The organism is Aeromonas allosaccharophila (assembly GCF_000819685.1).
Classification (GTDB): domain Bacteria; phylum Pseudomonadota; class Gammaproteobacteria; order Enterobacterales; family Aeromonadaceae; genus Aeromonas; species Aeromonas allosaccharophila.
On record NZ_CDBR01000102.1, the window covers coordinates 1 to 23347 of the forward strand.

General features: G+C 55.2%; 21 protein-coding genes. 13 read left to right on the forward strand and 8 right to left on the reverse strand.

The features are described 5' to 3' along the window. Positions 1-166: 166 nt before the first annotated feature. Positions 167-964 (forward strand): tRNA cyclic N6-threonylcarbamoyladenosine(37) synthase TcdA, encoded by a 798-nt coding sequence (gene tcdA, locus BN1115_RS18435; protein WP_042658299.1) that lies wholly within the window; start codon positions 167-169, stop codon positions 962-964. A gap of 60 nt (positions 965-1024) precedes the next feature. Here tcdA and BN1115_RS18440 read toward each other — a convergent pair whose 3' ends face one another. Further along, positions 1025-1459, reverse strand: coding sequence for a SufE family protein (locus BN1115_RS18440; RefSeq protein WP_042658300.1), 435 nt, complete (start codon positions 1457-1459; stop codon positions 1025-1027). A 13-nt stretch (positions 1460-1472) separates the two neighbouring features. Then, on the reverse strand, positions 1473-2693 hold the full coding sequence (locus BN1115_RS18445; RefSeq protein ID WP_042658301.1) for an aminotransferase class V-fold PLP-dependent enzyme: 1221 nt from the start codon (positions 2691-2693) through the stop codon (positions 1473-1475). 181 nt (positions 2694-2874) lie between these two features. Between BN1115_RS18445 and rep the strand changes: the two genes are divergently transcribed. Then, positions 2875-4887 (forward strand): DNA helicase Rep, encoded by a 2013-nt coding sequence (gene rep, locus BN1115_RS18450; protein ID WP_042658302.1) that lies wholly within the window; start codon positions 2875-2877, stop codon positions 4885-4887. 2 nt (positions 4888-4889) lie between these two features. Here rep and BN1115_RS18455 read toward each other — a convergent pair whose 3' ends face one another. The 5 genes from BN1115_RS18455 to BN1115_RS18475 all read right to left on the reverse strand — a co-directional run bounded on the left by BN1115_RS18455 (position 4890) and on the right by BN1115_RS18475 (position 10938). Then, positions 4890-7166, reverse strand: coding sequence for a putative bifunctional diguanylate cyclase/phosphodiesterase (locus BN1115_RS18455; protein ID WP_042658303.1), 2277 nt, complete (start codon positions 7164-7166; stop codon positions 4890-4892). A gap of 84 nt (positions 7167-7250) precedes the next feature. Then, positions 7251-7706, reverse strand: a complete 456-nt coding sequence (locus BN1115_RS18460) for a c-type cytochrome (protein WP_042658304.1) — start codon at positions 7704-7706, stop codon at positions 7251-7253. 197 nt (positions 7707-7903) lie between these two features. Next, positions 7904-8932 (reverse strand): L-threonine 3-dehydrogenase, encoded by a 1029-nt coding sequence (gene tdh / locus BN1115_RS18465; protein ID WP_005340852.1) that lies wholly within the window; start codon positions 8930-8932, stop codon positions 7904-7906. 55 nt (positions 8933-8987) lie between these two features. After that, positions 8988-10178, reverse strand: coding sequence for a glycine C-acetyltransferase (locus tag BN1115_RS18470; RefSeq protein WP_042658305.1), 1191 nt, complete (start codon positions 10176-10178; stop codon positions 8988-8990). Positions 10179-10293: 115 nt separating this feature from the next. After that, on the reverse strand, positions 10294-10938 hold the full coding sequence (locus BN1115_RS18475; RefSeq protein ID WP_042658306.1) for a TetR/AcrR family transcriptional regulator: 645 nt from the start codon (positions 10936-10938) through the stop codon (positions 10294-10296). A gap of 158 nt (positions 10939-11096) precedes the next feature. Between BN1115_RS18475 and rfaD the strand changes: the two genes are divergently transcribed. The 6 genes from rfaD to BN1115_RS18500 all read left to right on the forward strand — a co-directional run bounded on the left by rfaD (position 11097) and on the right by BN1115_RS18500 (position 18572). Beyond that, a complete protein-coding gene (rfaD, locus tag BN1115_RS18480) occupies positions 11097-12050 on the forward strand; it encodes an ADP-glyceromanno-heptose 6-epimerase (RefSeq protein WP_042658307.1) in 954 nt (317 codons plus the stop codon). Between the two features lie 108 nt (positions 12051-12158). Beyond that, entirely contained in the window at positions 12159-13919 is a 1761-nt protein-coding gene (locus BN1115_RS18485; protein ID WP_042658308.1) for a bifunctional glycosyltransferase family 4 protein/polysaccharide deacetylase, read from the forward strand. 7 nt (positions 13920-13926) lie between these two features. Continuing rightward, on the forward strand, positions 13927-15174 hold the full coding sequence (locus tag BN1115_RS18490; protein ID WP_042658309.1) for an O-antigen ligase family protein: 1248 nt from the start codon (positions 13927-13929) through the stop codon (positions 15172-15174). Positions 15175-15205: 31 nt separating this feature from the next. Then, positions 15206-16132: a glycosyltransferase family 2 protein gene (locus BN1115_RS21965; RefSeq protein WP_082034893.1), complete on the forward strand. Its 927-nt coding sequence runs from the start codon at positions 15206-15208 to the stop codon at positions 16130-16132. Positions 16133-16146: 14 nt separating this feature from the next. After that, positions 16147-17238: a glycosyltransferase family 4 protein gene (locus tag BN1115_RS21970; RefSeq protein WP_082034894.1), complete on the forward strand. Its 1092-nt coding sequence runs from the start codon at positions 16147-16149 to the stop codon at positions 17236-17238. A gap of 119 nt (positions 17239-17357) precedes the next feature. Then, on the forward strand, positions 17358-18572 hold the full coding sequence (locus BN1115_RS18500) for a 3-deoxy-D-manno-octulosonic acid transferase (protein ID WP_082034895.1): 1215 nt from the start codon (positions 17358-17360) through the stop codon (positions 18570-18572). A 45-nt stretch (positions 18573-18617) separates the two neighbouring features. On the opposite strand, the gene BN1115_RS18505 is transcribed toward BN1115_RS18500, so the two are convergent. Next, entirely contained in the window at positions 18618-19157 is a 540-nt protein-coding gene (locus BN1115_RS18505; RefSeq protein ID WP_042658311.1) for a hypothetical protein, read from the reverse strand. Between the two features lie 298 nt (positions 19158-19455). Between BN1115_RS18505 and BN1115_RS18510 the strand changes: the two genes are divergently transcribed. From BN1115_RS18510 to BN1115_RS18530, 5 genes are all read left to right on the forward strand, one after another. Then, positions 19456-20172 (forward strand): substrate-binding periplasmic protein, encoded by a 717-nt coding sequence (locus BN1115_RS18510; RefSeq protein WP_042658312.1) that lies wholly within the window; start codon positions 19456-19458, stop codon positions 20170-20172. 60 nt (positions 20173-20232) lie between these two features. Then, positions 20233-21066, forward strand: coding sequence for a helix-turn-helix transcriptional regulator (locus BN1115_RS18515; protein ID WP_042658313.1), 834 nt, complete (start codon positions 20233-20235; stop codon positions 21064-21066). Between the two features lie 27 nt (positions 21067-21093). Further along, on the forward strand, positions 21094-21738 hold the full coding sequence (locus BN1115_RS18520) for a LysE family translocator (RefSeq protein ID WP_042658314.1): 645 nt from the start codon (positions 21094-21096) through the stop codon (positions 21736-21738). 425 nt (positions 21739-22163) lie between these two features. Beyond that, positions 22164-22829, forward strand: coding sequence for a DUF3313 domain-containing protein (locus BN1115_RS18525; RefSeq protein WP_042658315.1), 666 nt, complete (start codon positions 22164-22166; stop codon positions 22827-22829). A 121-nt stretch (positions 22830-22950) separates the two neighbouring features. Continuing rightward, a partial coding sequence (locus BN1115_RS18530; RefSeq protein WP_042658316.1) for a transposase domain-containing protein occupies positions 22951-23347 on the forward strand: 397 nt, incomplete at its 3' end.

Genomic DNA, 23347 nt, shown 5'->3' on the forward strand with positions numbered 1-23347 from the left:
GCGGGGTTTTTTATTGCCTGAAATTCAGCAAATAGGCTGATAATTGACCTTTTATTCCCTCTTCTCTGCCGTTTTCCCTGTTTTTCCTCCTCGATTTTCTCCGGTTCTGCCATCGCCGCTGGCGTTGGTTGTCGTTATAATGGCCGCCCTCAAGCAAGGTGGTGGTATGAAAGCAGAATATCTACAGCGATTCGGGGGCATTGCCCGTCTTTATGGTCAGAACGCTCTGCGTTCCTTTAGCCAGGCCAAGGTCTGTGTGGTAGGGATTGGCGGCGTGGGCTCTTGGGCTGCGGAGGCGCTGGCCCGGGCTGGCATCAACCAGATCACCCTGATCGACATGGACGATATCTGCATCACCAACACCAATCGTCAGATCCACGCCATGCAGGGGACGGTTGGTCGCCTCAAAACCGAGGTGATGGCCGAGCGTATTCGCGCCATCAATCCGGATTGCGAAGTGATCGAGGTGGACGATTTCGTTACTGCCGACAACCTGGCCGAGTATATCAAGCGGGAGTTTGACTATGTGGTGGACGCCATCGACTCGGTCAAGGCCAAGGTGGCGCTGATTGCCTTCTGCAAGCGCAACAAGATCCCGGTGATCGTCGCGGGTGGTGCCGGCGGGCAGATGGATCCGACCCAAATCACCGTGGCCGATCTGGCCAAGACCATTCAGGATCCGCTCGCTGCGAAAGTGCGCTCCGACCTGCGCCGGTTGCACAACTTCAGCAAGAATCTGGCACGCAAATTCGGGGTGGAGTGTGTCTTCTCAACCGAACAGCTGAGCTATCCGGATGGTCATGGTGGCACCTGTCAGGCCAAGGCGGCCAGCGATGGCATCATGAAGATGGATTGCGCCTCCGGCTTTGGCGCCGTGACGCCGGTGACGGCAACCTTTGGGCTGGTTGCCGCGTCCCGGGTATTGAAGAAGATTGCCGAGCGGGGGGCCCGTGCCGAGAAATAGGTCGGGAATGAAGAAGTAGGGTCGATTGGCGAAGCCTAATCGACCACTGAACAAGGCGGGTTAGACCGCTTGTTCCCGGATCGCCAGCACGATCGCTCTGAGCCCGTTACCTCGTGACGGGCTCAAGTGTTTCTCAAGCCCCAGTTCGGTGAAATAGCCTTCCATATCAAAAGCCTGGATCGCCGCAGACGATTGGTGGTTGAGCGCGGCCAGCACGATGACGATAAGGCCCCGCACGATGCGAGCATCGGAATCACAGGCAAAGTGCCAGCAACCATCCTCGCTTTGTTCTCCCTTCAACCAGGCCTGGCTTTCACACCCCTTGAGGCGGAACTCCTCCTGTTGCCATTCGCCGGGGAGTACGGGTAATAGCTTGCCGAGCTGGATGATGAGCCGGTACTGGTTCTCCCAGCCGTGAGCGGCGGCAAACTGCTGGCGGATGCTGTCGGCATTGGGCTCAAGGCCAATCCGGGTATAGCTTGCGAGATCACTCATTCGATTGTCTGCCTTAGAAGAAGTCACTGAGTTTGTGCAGGGCGGCCAGCAGGGCGTCGACATCATCCCGATTGTTGTAGCAGGCCAGCGAGGCACGCATCGTGCCGCCGATCCCGAGCGATTCCATCAGTGGCATGGCGCAGTGATGGCCGACTCGCAGGGCGATCCCCTGCATATCGAGCAGGGTGGCGGCATCTTGCGGGTGGATGTCGTCGAGCAGGAAGGAGACCGCACCGGCGCGTTGGCCGGGTTCGCCGACCAGACGCAGCCCCGGCACCTGTTGCAGGCCAGCGACCAGATAGTCGGTCAGTGCCTGCTCATGGCTGGCGAGCCATTGCCGATCTTGCGCCATCACATAGTCGATGGCGGCGGCGAGGCCGATAGCACCAGCGATATGGGGGGTACCCGCCTCGAACTTGAAGGGCAGGGTATTGAAGGTGGTGCCGCTGAAACTGACCCGATCGATCATCTCGCCACCGGCTTGCCAGGGCGGCATCCGCTCCAGCAGTTCGGTGCGGCCCCACAACACACCGATGCCGGTCGGGCCATAGAGCTTGTGACCGGAGAAGGCGTAGAAGTCGCAGCCGATGGCCTGCACATCCACCTCGAGGTGAGCCACCGCCTGGGCACCGTCGATCAGCGTCAGGGACCCGACCGCCTTGGCGGCAGCCACTATCTCTTTGACTGGATTGACGGTACCGAGGGCATTGGAGACGTGGGCGACGCTCACCAGCCGGGTGCGTGGCCCCAGCATGGCGTGATAGGCGGCCAGATCGAGATCGCCCCGCTCATCGAGGGGGATAACCCGGATCACCGCGCCGGTGCGCTGGGCGACCAGTTGCCACGGGACGATATTGGCGTGGTGTTCCAGCGTACTGAGGATGATTTCATCCTCCGCCTTGAGCTCGCTCATCCCCCAGCTCTGGGCTACCAGATTGATCGCTTCCGTGGTGCCGCGGGTCCAGATCACCTCTTGGCTGCGGGGGGCATTGATGAAGCGGGCGACCGTCTCGCGGGCTGTTTCGAAGGCGCGGGTAGCGCGGCCACTCAGAGCATGGGCGGCGCGGTGCACATTGGCATTGTCGGCCCCATAGTAGTGAGCGATGGCATCCAGTACCGCTTGCGGTTTCTGGGTGGTGGCGGCGTTGTCCAGATAGGCCAGAGGGTGGCCGTTTACCTCCTGCGCCAAGGCCGGAAACTGGCTGCGCAGTTGGTCGTGCTGTTGCTGATTCATGCTCCCCTCATCATCCGGAAAAAGTCATCATCTCGAAAGGTCGGCCATGATCCTGAAAATAGCGCCCGAACACAAGGAGCGATAAGCCTGATGAACGGCTGCCTGCTGTGCAGCAGGTACGGCTCATCGGGTGATTTCTGGTACAATGCCGCCCCTCATCATAAGCCAAGAGATCCGGCCCATGAAGCTCAACCCCAATCAGAACGAAGCGGTCAAGTATGTCTCCGGCCCTTGCCTGGTGCTGGCGGGTGCCGGATCGGGCAAGACCCGCGTCATCACCAACAAGATTGCCTATCTGGTGCAGCAGTGCGGCTACAACGCGCGCAACATAGCAGCGGTCACCTTCACCAACAAGGCGGCGCGGGAGATGAAGGAGCGGGTCGGCCAGACTTTGGGTCGCAAGGAGGCGCGGGGGCTGATGGTCTCCACCTTCCATACCCTGGGCCTCGATATTATTCGTCGTGAGCACAAGAGCCTGAATCTCAAGGCGAACTTCTCCCTGTTCGACGACACCGACCAGCTGGCGCTGCTGAAAGAGTTGACTGAAGACGAGCTCGACAACGACAAGGACAAGCTCTCGGCCCTCATCAGCCAAATCTCCAACTGGAAGAACGACCTCATCCTGCCTGCTCGCGCCATGCGCATCGCTCGCGGGCCGGAAGAGGTGTTGATGGCCCAGCTCTACGAGCGCTATCACCGGCAGATGGTGGCCTATAACGCGCTGGATTTTGATGACCTCATCGTGATGCCGACCCTGCTGCTCAAGAGCAATCAGGAGGTGCGCGAGCGCTGGCAGAACAAGATTCGTTACCTGTTGGTCGATGAGTACCAAGACACCAACACCAGCCAGTACGAGCTGGTGAAGCAGATCGTCGGCGAGCGGGCCCGTTTTACCGTGGTGGGGGATGATGACCAGTCCATCTACTCCTGGCGCGGTGCCAAGCCGCAGAACCTGGTGCTGCTGAGCGAAGATTTCCCCAGCCTCAAGCTGATCAAGCTGGAGCAGAACTACCGCTCCAAGCGGCGGATCCTCAAGTGCGCCAACATCCTGATCGCCAACAACCCGCACGTCTATGACAAGGCACTCTTCTCCGAGCTTGATGAGGGGGTGAAGCTCAAGGTGCTGTTCGCCAAGAACGAGGAGCACGAAGCGGAGCGGATCGCCGCCGAGATGATGGGCCACAAGTTTATGAACCGCACCCGGTTCAAGGATTACGCCATCCTCTATCGGGGCAACCATCAGTCGCGCATCTTCGAGAAGGCGTTGATGACCAACCGGATTCCTTATCGCATCTCCGGCGGCACCTCGTTCTTCTCCCGCACCGAGATCAAGGACATCATGGCCTACCTCAAGCTGCTGGTGAATCCGGACGAGGACACCGCCTTCCTGCGGGTGGTCAACCTGCCGCGCCGCGAGATTGGCCCCACTACCCTCGAAAAACTGGGTCAGTATGCCAATCAGCGCGGCAAGAGTCTGTTTGCCGCCAGCTTCGAGCTGGGACTGGAGCAGCACCTCTCTGGTCGTGGCCTCGTGGCCCTGCAGGCCTTTACCAACTGGCTGGTTCGCCTTGGCGATGAGGCGCTGCGCGGCAATCCGGTGGAGGCGGTGCGGGATATGATCAAGGAGATCCACTACGAAGAGTGGCTCTACGAGACCTCCCCCAGCCCGAAAGCGGCCGAGATGCGGATGCAGAACGTCTCCACCCTCTATCGCTGGATTACCGAGATGCTGGAGGGGGATGAGCTGGAGGAGTCGATGACGCTGGCTCAGGTGGTCACTCGCCTCACCTTGCGCGACATGATGGAACGCAACGAAGGGGAGGATGATGCGGATCAGGTGCAGTTGATGACGCTGCATGCCTCAAAGGGGCTGGAGTTCCCCTATGTCTACATGGTGGGGATGGAGGAAGGCTTGCTGCCTCACCAGACCAGCATCGATGAAGATAATGTGGAGGAAGAGCGACGTCTCGCCTACGTGGGGATCACCCGGGCTCAGACCGAACTGACCTTCACTCTCTGCAAGGAGCGGCGTCAGTTTGGCGAGTCGGTACGTCCGGAGCCGAGCCGCTTCCTGCTGGAGCTGCCGCAGGATGACCTTGAATGGGAAAACCAGAAGAAGGTGACTGCCGAGGAGCGCCAGCAGAAGGGGCAGGTCGGTGTTGCCAACCTGCGGGCGTTGTTCAAGAAGGATTAACCCTAAGGATTGGCCGGGGTCAGTAGCGGTACTATGTCTGCTCCCGGCATGGGCGGTGAGATATAGCGCCCTTGCCCCATCCGGCAGCCGATATCAATCAGCTTCTGCAACTGCTGCTGGTTCTCGATCCCCTCGACCACCAGGGTGTAATCGAGATCCTGACAGATATCCCGCATGGCGCGGATCAGCGCCAAATCTTTGGGTGATTGCAGCATCCGCTGGGTAAAGCTGTCATCCACCTTGATGTAATCCACCGGGAAGTGGAACAGGGCGTTGAGGGAAGAGAAGCCGGTGCCGAAATCATCGAGGCTGATCTGGATACCCTTGGCCCTCAGGTCATGCAGGGATGCCAGCGCATCGGAATCTTGCCGCGACAGCTCCCGCTCGTTGAATTCAAAAATCAGATAGCCGGGGGCGACCCCTTCCTCTTCGATGATTCCCATCAGCCGCATGATGTGGTCATGGTTGACCAGATGCTTGCCCGACAGATTGATGGCGACCTTGAACTTGCCCTGCCCGGAGATTGGCAGCCAGTTCTTCAGTTGCTGACAGGTGTGGCGCAGGATCTGGTAATCCAGCTCCAGAATAAGGCCGCACTGCTCCGCCAGCGGAATAAAGTCGAACGCATCCTTCAGAATCCCCTCCTCGGTCAGCCAGCGCGCCATCACTTCCAGTCCGGTCAGGCGGCTATCCTGCAGCCGGATCACCGGTTGGAAATAGGGGACGATACGCCCCTCCCGCAGGGCTCTGGCCAGCATCTCTTCCGGCGAATTCCAGTTCTGGTTGATGCAATCATCCGAGTAGCTGACGATGCGGCTGCGACCATTGCGTTTGGCCTGATACATGGCCAGATCGGCCTGATGGAGCAGCTGGCTGATATCTGAGGTTTGCTCGGATACGCTCGATACCCCAAGGCTGACGGTAATGCTCAACTCGTTGCCGAGTAGCCGGAACGGGTATGAGAGACGGCTGATAATGCGGTTGAGCACCGGGCTGATGTCATCGTCGCTCTTGCTGCTGTCCAGATAGATGACGAACTCATCGCCCCCCAGTCTGGCCACCAGATCGTTTTGCCGGATGCAGGTCTGCAGGCGGCGGCTCACCTCCTTGAGCAGCTGATCGCCAGCACTGTGGCCCAGGGTGTCATTGATCTGCTTGAAGTGATCCACATCGATAAAAATCACCGCGAATCCCGGCGACTTGTAGCGGTTGTAGTGGGTCATGGCGTGGTTGAGGTGGTTCATCAACAGCGCGCGGTTGGGCAGTTGGGTCAGCGGGTCGTGAAGTGCATCGAATTGCAACCGCCGTTCCAGCTCCTGATGCTGCTTGAGCTGCTTTTGCAGTCTGAGGTTGGTCTGACGCAGCTGTTGCAGGCGCTGATTGATGGAGTCTTCGGTATTGATGTCGTTGAGCTGCTGGCGGATCCGTCTCAGCTCCAGCAACAGGGTGAGCTGGCCGCGCAGGAAGTCGAGAAACAGTTTGTCGTCAGTTTCCAGCGGCTGGATCGTGCTGATGATGAAGTGGGCGAAGTACTGTTGCTGCAGCCGCAGCGGCATGCTGTGCCAGTAGCGAGACTCCCTGTTCACCTCGATATTGCTGGTGCTGTGGCACAACCCGCTGATGAACTCGTCTCCCTGATGAGGATGGGCGGGGTAGATCTTTTCCAGCTTCTGGCTGGTTAGCCTGACCAGCAGCATGTCCTCGATGGCGAGCATTTGGCGCAGTACCGCCTCCAGCTGGGAAAACAGCGCCTGACCCGGCAGGGTATTGGCCAGCCGCATGATGCGGCTGATGCTCTCGATTTTCTTTTTCCAGTTCGGGTCTTTGCGGATCAGCGGTGAAGGCAGCTCGGTGAGATGGGAGCCCGCCTGGGTTTCGGTCAGCCGCTTGGCCAGACACTCCAGCAGCAGGCGCAGGGTCGGCAGATCGGTGGGTGTGCCACGAGCCAGCAGCCACTGTACCTGACCATGCTCGATGGGAAAGACGCACCACCCTTCGGCCTCATCCAGCTGGGTGAGCTGATCGGTGATGCGGGACTGCTCCCGCCCCAGTTGCTGCTTGAAGATGTCGCTTATCTTGTAGGCGTAAAGCCAGTTCAGGCCGGTATCGGCGAGGCCCAGCATGCCGAAGTGTTGCAGCGGGCAGAGTTGGTCTATTTGCCGGATCAGGGCATCATAATCGTCAGACGTGGCCGATTGTGGCGCTGGGAAGTCCATAATGGCAGAGACCAACGCCAACAGAGGAGTTGAGTAGTGGGGTTCGATAGCTTGGGGCGACATGAGCAACTCCCGATATGTCTACCTTACAAGAGTAGTCGGAAGCCGAGAGATTGAAAGGGCCGCAATTGCGGCCCTTTCAAATACTTACAGCTTGTCGATCATGTAGTGGATGGCGTTTTCTATCTCTTCGTCACTACAGCTCGCACACGTGCCGCGCGGAGGCATCATGCCGGACTTGCCGGTGAAGCCTTCAATGGCATGTTTCTTGAGAGTATCAATACCCTGGGCGATGCGAGGCTCCCAGGCTGCCTTGTCACCCCGTTTGGGGGCACCGGCGGCGCCGGTATCATGACAGGCAAAGCAGGCGCCCTTGAACACCGTCTCGCCATCGCGGGGGCCGGAAGAGGCGGTCGCAGCCGGTGCGGCACCCGCGCCGGCAATACCTTCCAGATCCTTGGCGGTATAGACCTGACCGATTGGTTTGATCCGCTCGGCAATGGCTTCCGGTGACATATCATCGGCAGCAAGCACTGCCCCAGACAAGCTGGCGGCCGTCATCCCGACAGCCAGCAAATAGCTCAGTTTTTTCAACACGCTCATATACTCCCAGCAGTCTTTTATTATCCATGTAAACGACGGGATTATAACCGAATAGTTACAGCCATTTAAACGCTTGTGTGTGAAGTGTTAAACACTCTGCGTACAAAGTTTTGGGCGATATCACGGCAATTCGAGTGGTGGAGATAAAAAGAAACCCGGCACTCGCCGGGTTTCGAGTACCCAAGGGGTGAAATGGGTTATTTATCCCAGCTCAGGATCACCTTGCCGGAGTGGCCGGAGCGCATCGCATCGAACCCCTGCTGGAATTCGTCGATGTGGAATCTGTGGGTAATGATGGGGGAGAGATCCAGCCCGGACTGGATCAGGCTGGCCATCTTGTACCAGGTCTCGAACATCTCGCGGCCATAGATCCCTTTGATAAACAGCCCCTTGAAGATCACCTTGTTCCAGTCGATGGCCATGGTGGAGGGGGGGATGCCGAGCATGGCGATCTTGCCGCCGTGGTTCATCTTGTCGAGCATCTCCTGGAAGGCGCTCGGGACGCCGGACATCTCCAGCCCCACATCGAACCCTTCGGTCATCCCCAGCTCGCTCATCACGTCGGCCAGCTTCTCCTTGGCCACGTTGACCGCGCGGGTGGCGCCCATCTTGCGGGCCAGCTCCAACCGGTATTCGTTGACGTCGGTGATCACCACGTGGCGCGCACCCACGTGACGGCAGACGGCGGCAGCCATGATGCCGATGGGGCCCGCCCCGGTGATGAGCACATCCTCACCCACCAGATCGAAGGAGAGGGCGGTGTGTACCGCATTGCCGAACGGGTCGAAGATGGCAGCCAGCTCATCCGGGATGTTGTCCGGCAGCTTGAAGGCGTTGAACGCGGGGATCACCAGATACTCGGCAAAGGCGCCCGGACGGTTGACGCCAACGCCAATGGTGTTGCGGCACAGATGAGTGCGCCCGGCGCGGCAGTTGCGGCAGTGACCGCAGGTAATGTGCCCTTCGCCGGAGACCCGATCGCCGATGGCGAAGCCGCGCACCTCCTGACCGATGGCGACTACTTCCCCGACATATTCGTGGCCGACCACCATGGGGACCGGAATGGTCTTCTGGGACCACTCGTCCCAGTTGTAGATATGGATATCGGTGCCGCAGATGGCGGTTTTGCGGATCTTGATCAGCAGGTCGTTGTGGCCGAGCTCGGGAGCAGGCACATCTGTCATCCAGATGCCGACCTCTTTGTGCAGTTTGGAGAGTGCTTTCATGGCTGTTCCTTCAATATGAATGCAGAAAAAAGGGGCTGCAGCCCCTTGATTCAAATCAGATAACGCCGAGTTCACGGCCGATGCGGATAAAGGCGTCGATCGCTTTGTCCAGCTGCTCGCGGGTGTGAGCGGCAGACATCTGGGTGCGAATGCGCGCCTGACCCTTGGGCACGACCGGGAAGGAGAAGCCCACCACATAGATGCCAGCTGCCAGCATGCGGGTCGCCATTTCGGAGGCCAGTTTGGCATCCCCCAGCATCACCGGAATGATGGCGTGGTCGGCACCCGCCAGAGTGAAGCCGGCGGCGCTCATCCGCTCGCGAAAGTATTGGCTGTTCTCTTTCAGACGGGCGCGCAGGTCGTGACCCTCGGCCAGCATGTCGATCACCTTGATGGTGGCGGCAACGATGGAGGGGGCCAGCGAGTTGGAGAAGAGGTAAGGACGGGAGCGCTGACGCAGCCAGTCGATCACCTCTTTCTTGCCGGAGGTATAGCCACCGGACGCGCCGCCGAGCGCCTTGCCCAGGGTGCCAGTGATGATGTCGACCCGATCCAGCACACCACAATATTCATGGGTGCCACGACCGTTTTCGCCGATAAAGCCGACCGCGTGGGAGTCATCCACCATCACCAGAGCATCGTATTTGTCTGCCAGATCGCAGATGGATTTGAGGTCGGCGATGACGCCATCCATGGAGAAGACGCCGTCGGTGGCGATCAGCTTGAAGCGGGCGCCATCGGCATCCGCCTGTTTCAGCTGGGCTTCCAGTTCGGCCATGTCGTTGTTGGCGTAGCGATAGCGCTTGGCCTTGCACAGCCGCACGCCGTCGATGATGGAGGCGTGGTTGAGGGCATCGGAGATGATGGCATCTTCGGCGCCGAACAGAGTCTCGAACAGGCCGCCATTGGCATCGAAGCAGGAGGAGTAGAGGATGGTGTCTTCAGTGCCGAGGAAAGCAGACATCTTCTGCTCCAGCGCTTTGTGCTGATCCTGGGTGCCGCAGATGAAGCGTACCGAGGCCATGCCGAAGCCGTGGCTGTCGAGTCCCTGATGGGCGGCGGCGATCAGATCCGGGTGGTTGGCCAATCCCAGATAGTTGTTGGCACAGAAGTTCAGTACCTGCTCACCGCCGACGGCGATGCTGGCCTGTTGGGCGGAGGTGATGATGCGCTCCTGCTTGTACAACCCTTCAGCTTGCACCTGGTTCAGTTGCTCAGTCAGGTGACGATAGAATCCGTTAGACATCCTCGATCCTTATTGGCTATTTCAGCTGCGTATCAACAGAGGGCGACATTTTACTGCAATCTGTTGCGGTAAATTCAAATTATTGTGCTGATATTCAACAAATGTGAAACAGATCTCACCCAGCTGGTTGGGCCAGCTGACGGTAGTGTTGCTCCAGCTGCTGGATCTGTCCGGCCACCTGGGGTTGCACATAGGGGCGCAGCAGGAACAGCACCTTCAACACGCCCTGATAGAGCAGCGGTTTGGTGATGCGGGTGTTGGGGGCCTGGGCAATCTGGAACGGGATCCAGCAGGTCACCACCATCTTGATGGTCTGGCCCAGATCCGGCAGGTCTTCATCGCTGACATCGATAATGCCCCCTTCGCGCAGGCTTCTGAGCAGCGCGACCACGGAAGAACGCATCTGCTCCTGGGCCTTGAGGTACTTCTGTTGCAGCGGCTCGTCACGGCTCAGGATGTCCGGCAGATTGGCGTAGAAGAAGCGGAACTGCCACATCAGATAGAAGATGGCATCGAGATAGCCCATCAGATCCTGCAGGGTGATTTCACGGTTGCTGGTCGGCACGAAGCTCTCGCTCAGGTGACGGGCATACTGGTCGAAGATGGAGTGGATGATGTCTTCTTTATTGCGGAAGTGGTAGTAGAGATTGCCCGGGCTGATCCCCATGTGCGCCGCAATGTGGTTGGTGGTGATGTTGCGTTCACCCTGATCGTTGAACAGCTCGGTCGCGCTGTGAATGATCCTGTCTCTGGTTTTCATCACTCATTCCTCCAACAGGTTCCGCTCGGGGCAGTTTTGAACAAGGTCGAATCCCCGGACGGCCCGTGATAAACTTTTCGGCAATTTCAAATTGGCTCACTATACACAGCTTTAACAAGCAGTCACATGTAGCCATCAACGTACGAGAGGCAAACTCCATGATCGTAGTAACTGGCGGTGCTGGCTTTATCGGCAGCAATCTGGTCAAGCAGCTGAACGCTCAAGGACGGACCGATATCGTGGTCATTGATGACCTGACCGACGGCACCAAGTTCGTCAACCTGGTCGATCTGACCATCGCTGACTACATGGACAAAGACGAGTTCCAGGCGCGTATCGTTTCCGGCGACGAATTCGAAGAGTGGGACGGCATTGAGGTTATCTTCCACGAAGGTGCCTGTTCGGCGACGACCGAGTGGAACGGCAAGTTCATCATGGAGGTCAACTACGAGTACTCCAAGGACCTGTTCCACTACTGCATCGAGCGTGAAATTCCGTTCATTTATGCCTCTTCTGCCGCCACCTACGGCGGTCGCAACGACAACTTCATCGAAGATCCCAAGTTCGAACAGCCGCTCAACGTCTATGGCTACTCCAAGCAGCTGTTCGACCAGTACGTGCGCCGCTGGATGCCGGAGATCAACTCTCAGGTCGTCGGCCTCAAGTACTTCAACGTCTACGGCCCGCGCGAGCAGCATAAAGGCTCCATGGCCTCCGTTGCCTTCCACCTCAACACCCAGGTGAAGAAGGGCGAGAATCCCAAGCTGTTCGAAGGTTGCGACGGTTTCCCCAACGGTGGCCAGATGCGTGACTTCATCTATATCGACGACGTCTGCAAGGTAAACCTGTGGTTCTGGCAGAACCCGCAGCACTCCGGCATCTTCAACTGTGGTACCGGCCGTGCCGAGCCGTTCCAGAACGTGGCCGAAGCGGTGATCAAGCATCATCAGAAGGGTTCTATCGAATACATCCCCTTCCCGGATCACCTCAAGGGTCGCTACCAGAGCTTCACCCAGGCTGACATGACCAAGCTGCGCAGCGTGGGCTATGACGCCGAGTTCAAAACCGTTGCCGAAGGAGTAGCGGATTACATGGCCTGGCTCAACCGCTAACGGGTGAGCTTTACACAGCCTATGTAGACAAGCCGGAAGCAGGCCATACCTGTTTCCGGCTCTGTTGTTTGTCACTGTTTTTCTCAGTTTCTACCGGGTAACCACGCAATGAATATATTGATGGCACTCTCCCAGCTCGAAGTGACGGGCGCCGAGGTTTATGCCACCACGGTCGGCAACGAACTGACCCGGCGTGGTCACAACGTCTTTTATGTGTCGGATACGCTGACCAAGCCGACCCTTGGTCCCGTCTTCAAGCTTCGATTCAACAAGCGCAGCATATTGCGCCGTTTCTGGCACGTCTTTTACCTCATCTACCTCATCAAGAAGCACCATATCCAGTTGGTGCATGCTCACTCCCGCGCCTCCGGCTGGAGCAGCTATGTCGCCTGCAAGCTCACTGGCACCCCGATGATTACCACGGTACATGGTCGTCAGCCGGTACACGCATCCCGCAAAGCCTTCCATGCCCTTGGATTCAGGGCGGTCGCCGTTTGCGAGGATATCGCCCGGCAGGTCATCGACAACCTTGGCGTGGATCCCGCTATCGTGCAGGTGCTGCGCAACGGTATCGAGACCGACAAGTTTCAGCCCATGCCGGTGCCGGATAATGACAAGCCGGTGATCGCCATCATTGGCCGTTTGAGTGGCCCCAAAGGGGAGCTTTGCTACCGCCTGCTCGACGAAGTACTCGATCTGGATGCCTGCAAGGTACGGATTGTCAGCGGTACCCGCGTGCCCGAGCGTTTTGCCCGTTTTCAAGATCATGCCGAGTTTGTCGGTTATGTCGATGATGTGCCTGCTCTGCTGGCCGGTTGCGACCTGGTCATAGGCGCCGGTCGAGTAGCCATGGAAGCGCTGCTCTGCGGTCGGCCCGCCTTCGCTATTGGCGAAGCCAAGGCCATCGGTATGGTGACTGAACAGAATCTGGATGAAGCGCTGGCCAGCAACTTCGGCGATATCGGTCCCAAGGATCTGGCTATCGATTTTGCTGCGCTGAAGGGCGAAATCAAATCCGCCCTGGCCAGCAAGGTGGTGCCGGAAGCCATTCGCCAGCGGATTCAGGACGAGTACGGCTTGCAGGGGGTAGTATCCGGCCTCGAAACCATCTATCAGGATGCTGTGGTTGAAACCCTGCGCCGCGAGATGCCGGTCATCATGTACCACCGCTTTATCGAACACGAAAGCGAGAAAGGGGTTCACGGTACCTGGATGCCGATCACCATGTTCGAGAAGCATCTGCGCCTGATGAAGTGGCTCGGCTACGAGACCCTGACTTTCCGCGATCTGGCGGACAAAGGCTTTATCCATCGCCTGCAGCACGGCAAGAAGTACCTGATGATCACCGCCGATGACGGCTATCAGGACAATCTGACCCGCATGCTGCCCCTGCTGGAAAAATATGGTTACAAAGCAGTGGTGTACGTGGTGACTGGCGAAGGCTATAACCGTTGGGATGTGGAGCATCCGACCAATCCCGATACATCTGTTCCCCTGATGAATGGTGAGCAGATCAAGGCATTGGCGGCGAGTGGCCATGTGGAGATTGGGGGTCACACCCTGACCCATCCTCGCCTGAGCAAACTCCCGCCAGAGCAGCAGTCCCATGAAATTCAGGAGAACAAACGCCAGCTGGAGGCCTTGCTTGGCCAGCCGTTGCTCTCGTTTGCCTATCCTTACGGAGACATCAATGAGAGTGCCAAGGAGCAGGTCATAGCCGCAGGGTATCGTTTTGCCGTTGCCACCAACAGCGGCCCCAAAGCGATGCACCAGGACCCCTACCAGATCCGCCGGATTGCCATCTTCCCCCGCACTGATGTGTTTGGGTTGTGGCGCAAAATCCGCGGGAATTATGTTTTTAGGAAATAAGTTATTCATGACCCCAACGCATAATATTTTCTTATCGTGGCGAGATAATGCAACACACAACCTAGTTCAAGTTGGAGCATTTTTATTTGGAGCTTTGTCTCTGGCTATTCCAAGTGGATATTCTTATGGGCCAGCAATATTGTTAGCTGTAAGTCTTACAGTCTGTTGGCGGCCGTTATACTGGCTCCGTATGCCAAAAGAAGTAAAAATGTTGGCTTTATTTTTTATACTCTATGCTCTCGTTCAAGGATTGTCTATATTATTAGATAATGGCAGTGTGCGTGAGTTTGACCGCCCCAGTCGTGTGATTATGGCTACGCTGATACTACCTTTATTGGTGCAGAATCCTGTGCGCCCCATTACTATTTCGCTCGGTGTTGCAGTAGGTGCATTTATTGCTGGTATAGTTTCATCATATGAAAAGTTTTATTTAGGAGTGGATAGAGCATTTGAAAATATGATGCCTATTCAAGGCGGAGATATAAGTATGACGTTAGGCGTACTTAGCCTATGCTCTTATTTCTGGTTCAAGAAAAATGGAAGTTTTATTATTGCCATGTTTATGTTGGCTTCGTGTGCCATGGGAATGTTAGGTAGTTTTCTTTCTGGCACTCGTGGAGGTTGGTTATTGCTCCCCATAATATTATTTACTATAGTCTTTCATTTTAAAGAAACTCTTTGTAAAGTCGATAAAATGGTTTTTGCCATTTTGATGTTAGGTATGATAGGTGTTGTATCTATACCTCAGACAAACGTGCTAGTGCGTATTGATGCCGCTCGTAGTGATGTTGTACATTTTATAAAAGGAGATAATAAGGACACATCGCTTGGGATTAGATTTCAGTTGTGGTATAGCGCCTTGGACTCATATCTACATAAACCATTTATAGGATGGGGTAATAATGGTATTCGTCAGTCCCAACTTGAACAGTTAAAGTCTGGAAAGATTACACAGTTTATATATGATTTTGACTCTCATGCTCATAATCAGTTTTTAGATGAAATGTCGAAAAGAGGGACTCTTGGGCTTGTTGTTATTTTAATGATGTTTCTCTATCCCGTTTTAATTTATAGACGATTAACTAAAATTAATCTTATAACACCGATCATGCTTGGTGTATCTGTTTTATGCACTATAGATTATAGCCTTAGTCAAGCTTTTTTAAATCATAATTCCGGTATAATTTTCTTCTCAATGTTAACTGCAATTTTAGTTACTAGTGCGGTAAGTGAACAGATGATGATGGACCGTTAAATCTATTGTTAATCTTATTAAAGAGACTGATATGATATCTATAATTATTTTAAATTACAACTCAACGGATTACACCATAAGTTGTATAAATAGTATTTTCAATAGTTCACATGATGATTATGAAGTCATAGTCGTAGATAATGGTTCTAGTGAAGAACAATTTGTAAAGTTGTCTGACTTTGTGATCGGTATCGGATATAAAAAAGTAACTTTGGAAAGGAATGTTTTAAACTTCGGTTTTGCATTGGGAAATATAGTTGGTATCCTAAAGGCAAAAGGAAAATATATCTTTGTTTTGAATAACGATACTCTTATAGAAAAAAATACATTAAAAGTACTTAACAAATTTATGGATGATCATGATGATGTGTCACTATGTATACCATCACAGTATGATGAGAAAGGCATTTATCATCCATCTTTTGCCTATATACCTTCCGTATTAAACCAGTGGTTTGGAAGTGGTTTTTGTCGATTTTTTGACGGAGAAAACTATCCGGATAGGAAAAAAATATATCATGAACCGGTCAAGGTGCCAATGGGGAGTGGTGCCTCCATGTTTTTTAGAACCAAAGATTATTATGATGTGGGAGGATTAGATCCAAATTATTTTTTATACTGTGAGGAAGAGGATATTTGCATTAGAATGAAAAAGCGAGGAATGAAAGTATTCTTCGTTCCAGAAGCTAAAATAATTCATTTTTGTGGTGGTAGTACAAACAGAAACATTGAGATAGAAAAAGAATTCTATATATCTCTTTTTTATTTTTTCAGTAAGAACTATAATTTATTAGCTAGTGTTGCATTGAAGTCACGCTTTTTGTTAAAAGCGGTAATAAAAACAGTTAGAAAACCTAATATAAATAATTTTAAGATATTGTTTTTTTTACTTAGGTCGCCCTCACTTTCGCTTTCATTAAGGCACCGTCAGCATGGAATTATTAAAAGTAACTTTTAAAGAAGACATTGTTTATGAAATATAAAGAGATAAATATAGCCTATCCCTACATTAAAAAATCTGGTGGTATGGAAACATATGTCATAGATTTAATTGATGGCATGACCAAGCTTGGGGTGAAAGTTAACGTAATTACAATGTATGTAGACCCATCAATTCTTTTCGATAAGAGCTTAGTCACTTTTAGTCTCTTTAAAATGCCATTAATTAATAATTTTAAATTATTGAGAGATAAGGCTTTCGATTTCTTTTGTATGAAAAAAAAGATAGATGGTGTACCTACAATTAGTTGCTGTCGCCATCCTAGTGGCGCTGAGGTAGCTATCTCGGCAGGAACTCATGTGGCCAACAGGGTTTCGCTTGGGAAAAAAATATATAGATTGAGCGATTTTTTATCTATATGGCAAGAGAAAAAGGGCTTTCTTTTATCTGCGCATGTTGTCGCACACTCACGATCAATTGCAGACGAATTAGTGAGATATTACCAAATCCCTAGTGATAAAATATCTGTATTATATCCGCCAACTAATTCTGATGTTTTTAAAAGGAAAACACATTTTTCTAGAAGTGACTATCGTCACTTACTAGGGATCGCTGAAAATGAGATAGCCATGCTATTTCCATCTGGAAATCATTTTAGGAAGGGAGCAGATATAATTTTATCTGCTCTAAATTGTGTGGACAAAAGGATTAAGTTAATTGTTGCAGGAAGTAAAAAAATTGAGCATGAACGAGTTATCAATGTAGGATTCATTGATGACATGCCATCATTATATTCAGCTGTGGATGCTACAATATTAGCATCTCGTTATGAACCATTTGGGTTGGTTGCTATAGAGTCAGTATTGTGTGGAACTCCAGTAGTATTGTCAGCAAGTGTTGCTGCGACAGAAGTTCTTCATGAAGGTATGTGTTTTAAATTTGATCTAAACAAAGATAGCTTGGTTGATGCATTAAATAAAATTATTTATTTGTGGGATAGCGGAGAATATAACGAATTTAAATTGCAGATGCCAGAGCCAAAAATGGATTCATTAGATGAACATTGTATTAAGTTGTTAGATTTGGCATATGGTAAAATCTCTTTTGTTGAGGAGGCTAGTTGAGTATTTTTAAAACACAAAAAATAGTCTGGCCACTAGCTGTATGGGGCGGAGGTGTATTTGGTCTGCTGCTTTCATATTTGTTTTTTCAACATCAGCTCCTCAGCGGCGATCAGACCCAGATGCTCTACAAGGGTTACCTTGGGGCTTATGAGGGGGTCTGGCTCAGCTATGGCAATGCCGCGAGTGCGGTGGGCAATGTGCCGGGCAGCTTGTCGGCCTGGCTGATTGGTGGGCCGCTGCTGCTGTGGGATTCTCCCTATGCCCCCATGGTGTTGCTGCTGGTGATGCGGTTTGTTGGTTTTCTGCTGTTTGATGCGGTGATCCGCCAGGTGTTTGCTGACCCTGTATCGAAGGGCAATGCGCGATTGTTGTTTCTGGTACTCTGCTGGCTCAACCCCTGGTTCCAGTACGAGAGTCTGCTCTACAACCCCTCCTATCTGTTCCTCTTCTCGGCCATGCACTGCTGGTCGGCCTGGCATATGCGCGAGCGGGCCTCCTTCTGGCACATGATCGTGCACCTGCTGGCCATCGGCATGGCGATGCAGTTGCACTACTCCTGGCCGCTGCTGGCGGTGATGTCCACCTACCTCTTCTGGCGCCGCATTCTCAAGGTGAGCTGGAGCGGGGTGGTGGTGGCCGCCCTGTTGATCGGTGCCTCCCTGATCCCTTACACGATGGAAGTGATGAGCAACAGCCACATCACCCAGAACGGCGATCCCGAGGCGCGCCAGCGCTATATCGGCTGGGGTCTGGTGCATGTCTATCCGGTGCTGAAATCGGTGATTTACTGGCTGCGCTACGGCTCCTGGCTGTTTGCCAGCAAGCTGGTCAACGACACCCAGTTCATCTGGCTGGCAGGCCACGAATACCTGCAGATGGCAGCGATCTGGCTGTGGCGCATCGTGATTTATGGCGTGGGTTCCGCAACTGTGTTGCTGGCGGCCAAGGCCAACTGGCAGCTGTGGCGGGAACTCAAGCCGCGTCTGCTGCGCAGCGACCGTGCGCCAGTAGATGGCGAGAGCTGGCTCGGCCTCTATGCGCTGGCGGCGGTGCTGGCGGTACTGGTGAGTGCGGCCCTGTCGCCCATCATCTTCAACTACTGGCACCTGATGCTGATCTTCCCCTACGCATTGTTCCCGATCCTGCTGCTGCTGGTACGCTGGAGCCGTCGTTACCCGCAGTGGGTTGGCAAGGGGTTACTGGCGGCCACCCTGTTCTGCACCGCGGTCAACCTGATTGCGGCGAGCGACAGCACCAAGTTCTCCTATCAGGCGGACTACAAGCTGCAGGTACAGGAGTATCTGCAGGAGATGAAACTGCAACCCGGGCAGTAACTCTCGTCAACAGCCTGCCCCCGAGCTTGGGGCAGGCTGTCGTTATTACTCGAAACGATCCATATGGGCGAAGTTTTTGGCTTCGGCAACCCAACCCTCACGTCCTTGCTGGTCACGAATTTTTACCCACCACTGGCTCTGCGGTGACCGGCCGTATCTGATCTCTTTGCGCGCATAGTCATAATCGAGAATGTAGGTTTTGCCCTTGTACCAGAACAGGCTATTGCCTTCGCCCAGTCCGCCGAGGATATAAAGCGTTTCCCCTGCCTTCATATTCAACAGTGGCCCTTTGCCCTCCTTGCTGTAGCCCAGCTTGACCGCTCTGAGTATCTCGACGATCCCCGGTTGTTCGGTAATGACGACCCCGGTCAGCCCTTCCACCTGCTGGCCGCGGGGTAGCCGGAACAGCTCTTTGGCCGTCAGGGATGGCTCGGCTCTGACGATCACCTCTTGCTTGGTGGTCCATGTCTTATAGGTGCAACCTTCAAACGGGCAGCGACCCCAGTCGTAATAGGGCAGACGCGGCTTTTCATCAGAACTTACGGTCGCAGCAAACAACGACAACAACAGCAAAAACAGTCTCATGAATCTACCTGTCCGGCGGGGCGCTCATCCGCCGGTTTGATGAATGGGGCCGCACTATATCTCAAGAGACCAAAATCCATCAAAGCAGCGGAATTATTGATTTTCACTTCAATAAAACGGGGCCCATTGGTCATGGGAGTAGGGGGCACAAGAGGTCGAAGCGCGGCAGGAGCGGATAGCCCGCTCATTTGCCTTGTGCCATGCTGATGGCTATCAGGGCATCGGGTCGGCACTTATGGGCATCTCTCGTTCGGGCACGCGTTTGGTATTACTGCTATCGGCACTTCTTCTCCCTCTTATGACCATCAGCCAGGCCGTGGCGATCAACGCGCCACTGCGGGGATGCGTCTTTCAGCTGGCGCCGCTGGTCACCATCGATCAGCAGGGCGAGGTCTCCGGGCCGGTGATCGACTACTTTCGCCGTCATATCGAACCCGCGATCGGGCGTACCATCGAGTGGCAGGGGCTCAATGTGGCGCGGCTGCTCAGCAACCTCGAGAGCGGCGAGTGCGATCTGACCCCGCTGCTGAGTTACAGCCCCGAGCGTGCCCGTCACTTCCGCTATATCGACCCCCACCTGTTGCTGCTGCGGCCGGTGCTGGTGGTACTGGTGCCATCGCGGCTTCACTCGGTCGAACGGCAGGAAGATCTCTACGGAACCACCATCGGCTGGTCGAGTCAGGCGATCGTGCCGCCGCTGTTGCAGCATCCGCAGATCCACATCGACACCCTCTCCCAGCTCAGCTGGGAGCATGGCAACATGCAGAAGTTGCTGCGCGGGCGCATTGATGCCGCGCTCTTTTCCAACGATATTTCCGCCAACCATTTTCGCGCCAAGCTCCCTGCGGCGACCCGCCTCATCTACCTGCCGGCCACCCCACTGCAGGTGCATATTGTGCTGAACAAGTCGCTGGGGGATGGCAATCCCGAACTGGTGCAACATATGCGTCAGATGGTGGAGCGGGTGCCGCTCGCCTCGCTGGTGGAGCCAACCCCGCGGCTGTGGGGGCGTTGAGAGGGGGTTGCGTGCAATAATCTACAAGTCCAAGGCCCGCTTCTGGTGTATCTATAACCCATGAATACCACCGATTCCCTTATCCGCTACTGGCAATCCCCGCACCTGCCGGGGGTCGAGCTGTCACACTCCCACCACAGGGCGTTCAGCTACGGCCGCCATGTCCATCTCGACTACCATATCGGGCTGGTGCAACGGGGTGGCCAGAAGTTTATCCATAAGGGAAACAGCCACCATCTGGTGCGCGGGGTGCTCTCAACCGTCAACCCGGACGAGGTGCACGACGGCCTCAGCCTGCTGCCGGAAGGGTACGAGGTGCGAGTCTTCGCCATCGATCCGCAGCAGCTGGCGCTCTGGCTGCCGGAGCAGCCGGAGCCCTTCTTCGACAAGGGATTGCAGAGCCGCCCCGACCTCTATCAGGGCTTTGCCCAGCTGCACGGCTATCTCGACAACCCCAAAGCCGATGGCCTGCTGATCGAGAGCCAGCTGCTCGCCCTGCTGGGGGAGCTGCTGCATCTGGCCCCCGAGGTGCATCAGCTGGCGGATCCCCAGCTACGATTTCTGCGCGACTACCTGATGGCCGCCCTCGATGAGCCCCACTCGCTGGAAGAGCTGGCGGGGCTGCTCGGACTCGACCGTTTCGCCTTCCTGCGCCAGTTCAAGAAACGCAGCGGCATGACTCCCTACGCCTGGCTGAAACGGCTGCGGCTGGAGCAGGGCAAACGGCTGCTGGCGAGCGGGATGGCGGTGAGCGAGGTGGCGCTGGCGGTCGGCTTCTTCGATCAGAGTCACTTCCATCACGGCTTTCGCCAGGCATTCGGTCTGACGCCCGCCGAATTTCGTGCCCAGATGCAATCTTTTACAAGCCGGCCCCCCGCTGATCCGCCATGCTGACTCTCCGTCGTTAAAGCGAGAGTTGTTATGCTGACCAGTCTGTTCGTTACCCTTGGCCTGATGCACCTGATTGCACTGGCCAGCCCCGGCCCCGATTTCGCCCTGATCCTGCGCACCAGCCTGCACCGGCCAACCGCCCTTGGCGCGGCGCTGGGCATCTCGCTGGCGATCATGGTGCACGCCACCTTCAGCCTGACCGGGATCAGCATGCTGATCGCCAGTCACCCGCTGCTGTTTATGGTGATCAAGTGCTGCGGCGCTCTCTATCTGGGCTGGTTGGGGTGGGGTGCCTTGATGGCGGCCCGCCAGCAGAGCAGCACCGTGATGGCCAACGCCGCCAACGCCGCCAACGAGCTGCGCGGCTGGGGCAGGGGCGTGCGTGCCGGTATCGCCACCAATCTGCTCAACCCCAAGGCGTTGGTGTTCTTTATTGGTCTGCTGGCCGCCATGGTGACGCCGCAGGTGGACGGGGTGACCCGCGGCCTGCTGGTGGGCGAGCTCTTTATCATCTCCCTCTGCTGGTTCGGGTTGCTGGCGTGGAGCCTCTCCACCGATCGCGCCCAGCGCCTGCTGCTGCGGGTGCAGCGGCCGCTCAATCTGGTGACTGGCGTGTTGTTTGCGGTGGTCAGCCTCTCCATTCTGGCGAGCATGGGGGCCGAGCTGGTGGCCTGACGGTCAAGCAGTGCCCCCGGGGTCTCTATAACTGATGAGTGGGTCTGCCGCTTGTCCGGCGGCAGGCCCGTTTACGCAAGATGGCTGATGATCGGTCATCGACCGTTCTGAGGTATCTCCCCGTGCAACTCACGCCGCCTGCGGGCCCGCATCGTTTTAAAAAACAGAGCGCCTGCCACAGCTTCATTTAGCCGGATTAAACAACCGAACCCTCGCCTGATTGCGGCTCATACCTTGCCCGACCTTGTACAAACGCGCCGCAATTGTGACAACTTGGATGTGAGCTGAACAATCTTGATCTGTCGCTTGTGAGAAGGTGGCGAATAGGTTATTTCTCTGTGACATTGGCGGCTTTCAGCACGGGATCTCCAGCCATGTGGTGCGAAATCCACAGCAAAAACAAACAGTAAAATGCAGGAGCAAATATGAAAAAGGTCGTGATGGTTGCCGTGGCTGCGGTCCTTCTGGGTGGCTGCGCCGTCAAAAATCAGGTCTCCTACAGCTTGCAGTCACTGCAAACTGTTCCCTTCAGCGCCTTCCAGCCGAGCGAGAGCAACCCCAACCAGCGCGTCTACAAGGAGCCCGGTACTGACCTGCGCCAATACAACGAGGTGCTGCTCGATCCGCTGCAGTTTATCCGTCAGGAGAATGGCCAGTGGTATCTGCTGACCGCCAACGACCAGAACCAGATTGGCCGCTACTACCACGACACCTTCCAGCGCGAGCTGATCAAGCAGGGCGTCAAGATTGCCAGCGCCCCCGGCCCGAAGGTCATGCGGATCCAGGCGGCTGTCACCAACTTCGACCTGACCCGTCCCGACCCGAAACTGCGTGACCTGCTGCCCGCCAAGATCGCCATCAACATCACTCGTGAAGTGATTGGCAAGGAGCCCTACCTGCTCAAGGTGGGCAGCATGGCCCAACTGCTCGACTCCCAGAGCGGCAAGCTGCTGGTGCGGGTGATGGATGCCCGCGAGAGCCCGGATACCACCCACAAGGATTCGCCGATCACCGCCGAGGAGATGGAGAAGATGATCGACCAGTGGGCGGCCAATCGTGCCAAACAGCTGGCGGACAATATTGGCAAATAACAGCAACATATAGAGCGACAAAAGCCTTTCGCCTGGAATAATGCCGATCAGTTAAGGATCCATTGACCGATCCTTCTGCTGTAGGACAATCCGGAACCAGTCATTGGTTCCGGATTTTTTTATGTCTATTGCAAACGACTTGAACGATGTTGTTGAGGCATCTGGCGACATGCTGGCTCGGCTGGCCATTTTTGCCGACCATATTCCCGACGAATGGATTACTGCCGCTGCCGCCTTGTCTGAAAAGGCCACTATTCGCCGCCGCCGCTTACCTTCTGATATGGTCTTGTGGCCCGTCGTGGGGATGGCTTTTTTCCGCAATGAGCCCATCTCCGAGGTCGCTCGGCGCCTCAACATCTGTGCAGAAGGGTTGGCCAATGATGCCTTGCTCGCGGACAGTGCCCTGTCTCAAGCCCGTCAGCGACTCGGCAAACAACCGCTCGAGTGGTTGTTCAAGCAGTGTGCCGATGTGTGGGGGCGGGAACGTTATCCTGAAGACGGCGTTAATGGGATGGTCG

What these genes read in the sequence shown, in the direction of transcription:
- BN1115_RS18455 (WP_042658303.1), bottom strand. Translation starts at nt 7,166, where the DNA reads ATGTCGCCCCAAGCTATCGAACCCCACTACTCAACTCCTCTGTTGGCG.
- rep (WP_042658302.1), top strand. Translation starts at nt 2,875, where the DNA reads ATGAAGCTCAACCCCAATCAGAACGAAGCGGTCAAGTATGTCTCCGGC.
- BN1115_RS18520 (WP_042658314.1), top strand. Translation starts at nt 21,094, where the DNA reads ATGCTGACCAGTCTGTTCGTTACCCTTGGCCTGATGCACCTGATTGCA.
- BN1115_RS18505 (WP_042658311.1), bottom strand. Translation starts at nt 19,157, where the DNA reads ATGAGACTGTTTTTGCTGTTGTTGTCGTTGTTTGCTGCGACCGTAAGT.
- BN1115_RS18500 (WP_082034895.1), top strand. Translation starts at nt 17,358, where the DNA reads ATGCTCTACAAGGGTTACCTTGGGGCTTATGAGGGGGTCTGGCTCAGC.
- BN1115_RS21970 (WP_082034894.1), top strand. Translation starts at nt 16,147, where the DNA reads ATGAAATATAAAGAGATAAATATAGCCTATCCCTACATTAAAAAATCT.
- BN1115_RS18525 (WP_042658315.1), top strand. Translation starts at nt 22,164, where the DNA reads ATGAAAAAGGTCGTGATGGTTGCCGTGGCTGCGGTCCTTCTGGGTGGC.
- rfaD (WP_042658307.1), top strand. Translation starts at nt 11,097, where the DNA reads ATGATCGTAGTAACTGGCGGTGCTGGCTTTATCGGCAGCAATCTGGTC.
- BN1115_RS18470 (WP_042658305.1), bottom strand. Translation starts at nt 10,178, where the DNA reads ATGTCTAACGGATTCTATCGTCACCTGACTGAGCAACTGAACCAGGTG.
- tdh (WP_005340852.1), bottom strand. Translation starts at nt 8,932, where the DNA reads ATGAAAGCACTCTCCAAACTGCACAAAGAGGTCGGCATCTGGATGACA.
- BN1115_RS18510 (WP_042658312.1), top strand. Translation starts at nt 19,456, where the DNA reads ATGACCATCAGCCAGGCCGTGGCGATCAACGCGCCACTGCGGGGATGC.
- BN1115_RS18440 (WP_042658300.1), bottom strand. Translation starts at nt 1,459, where the DNA reads ATGAGTGATCTCGCAAGCTATACCCGGATTGGCCTTGAGCCCAATGCC.
- BN1115_RS18475 (WP_042658306.1), bottom strand. Translation starts at nt 10,938, where the DNA reads ATGAAAACCAGAGACAGGATCATTCACAGCGCGACCGAGCTGTTCAAC.
- BN1115_RS18490 (WP_042658309.1), top strand. Translation starts at nt 13,927, where the DNA reads ATGACCCCAACGCATAATATTTTCTTATCGTGGCGAGATAATGCAACA.
- BN1115_RS21965 (WP_082034893.1), top strand. Translation starts at nt 15,206, where the DNA reads ATGATATCTATAATTATTTTAAATTACAACTCAACGGATTACACCATA.
- tcdA (WP_042658299.1), top strand. Translation starts at nt 167, where the DNA reads ATGAAAGCAGAATATCTACAGCGATTCGGGGGCATTGCCCGTCTTTAT.
- BN1115_RS18445 (WP_042658301.1), bottom strand. Translation starts at nt 2,693, where the DNA reads ATGAATCAGCAACAGCACGACCAACTGCGCAGCCAGTTTCCGGCCTTG.
- BN1115_RS18460 (WP_042658304.1), bottom strand. Translation starts at nt 7,706, where the DNA reads ATGAGCGTGTTGAAAAAACTGAGCTATTTGCTGGCTGTCGGGATGACG.
- BN1115_RS18515 (WP_042658313.1), top strand. Translation starts at nt 20,233, where the DNA reads ATGAATACCACCGATTCCCTTATCCGCTACTGGCAATCCCCGCACCTG.
- BN1115_RS18485 (WP_042658308.1), top strand. Translation starts at nt 12,159, where the DNA reads ATGAATATATTGATGGCACTCTCCCAGCTCGAAGTGACGGGCGCCGAG.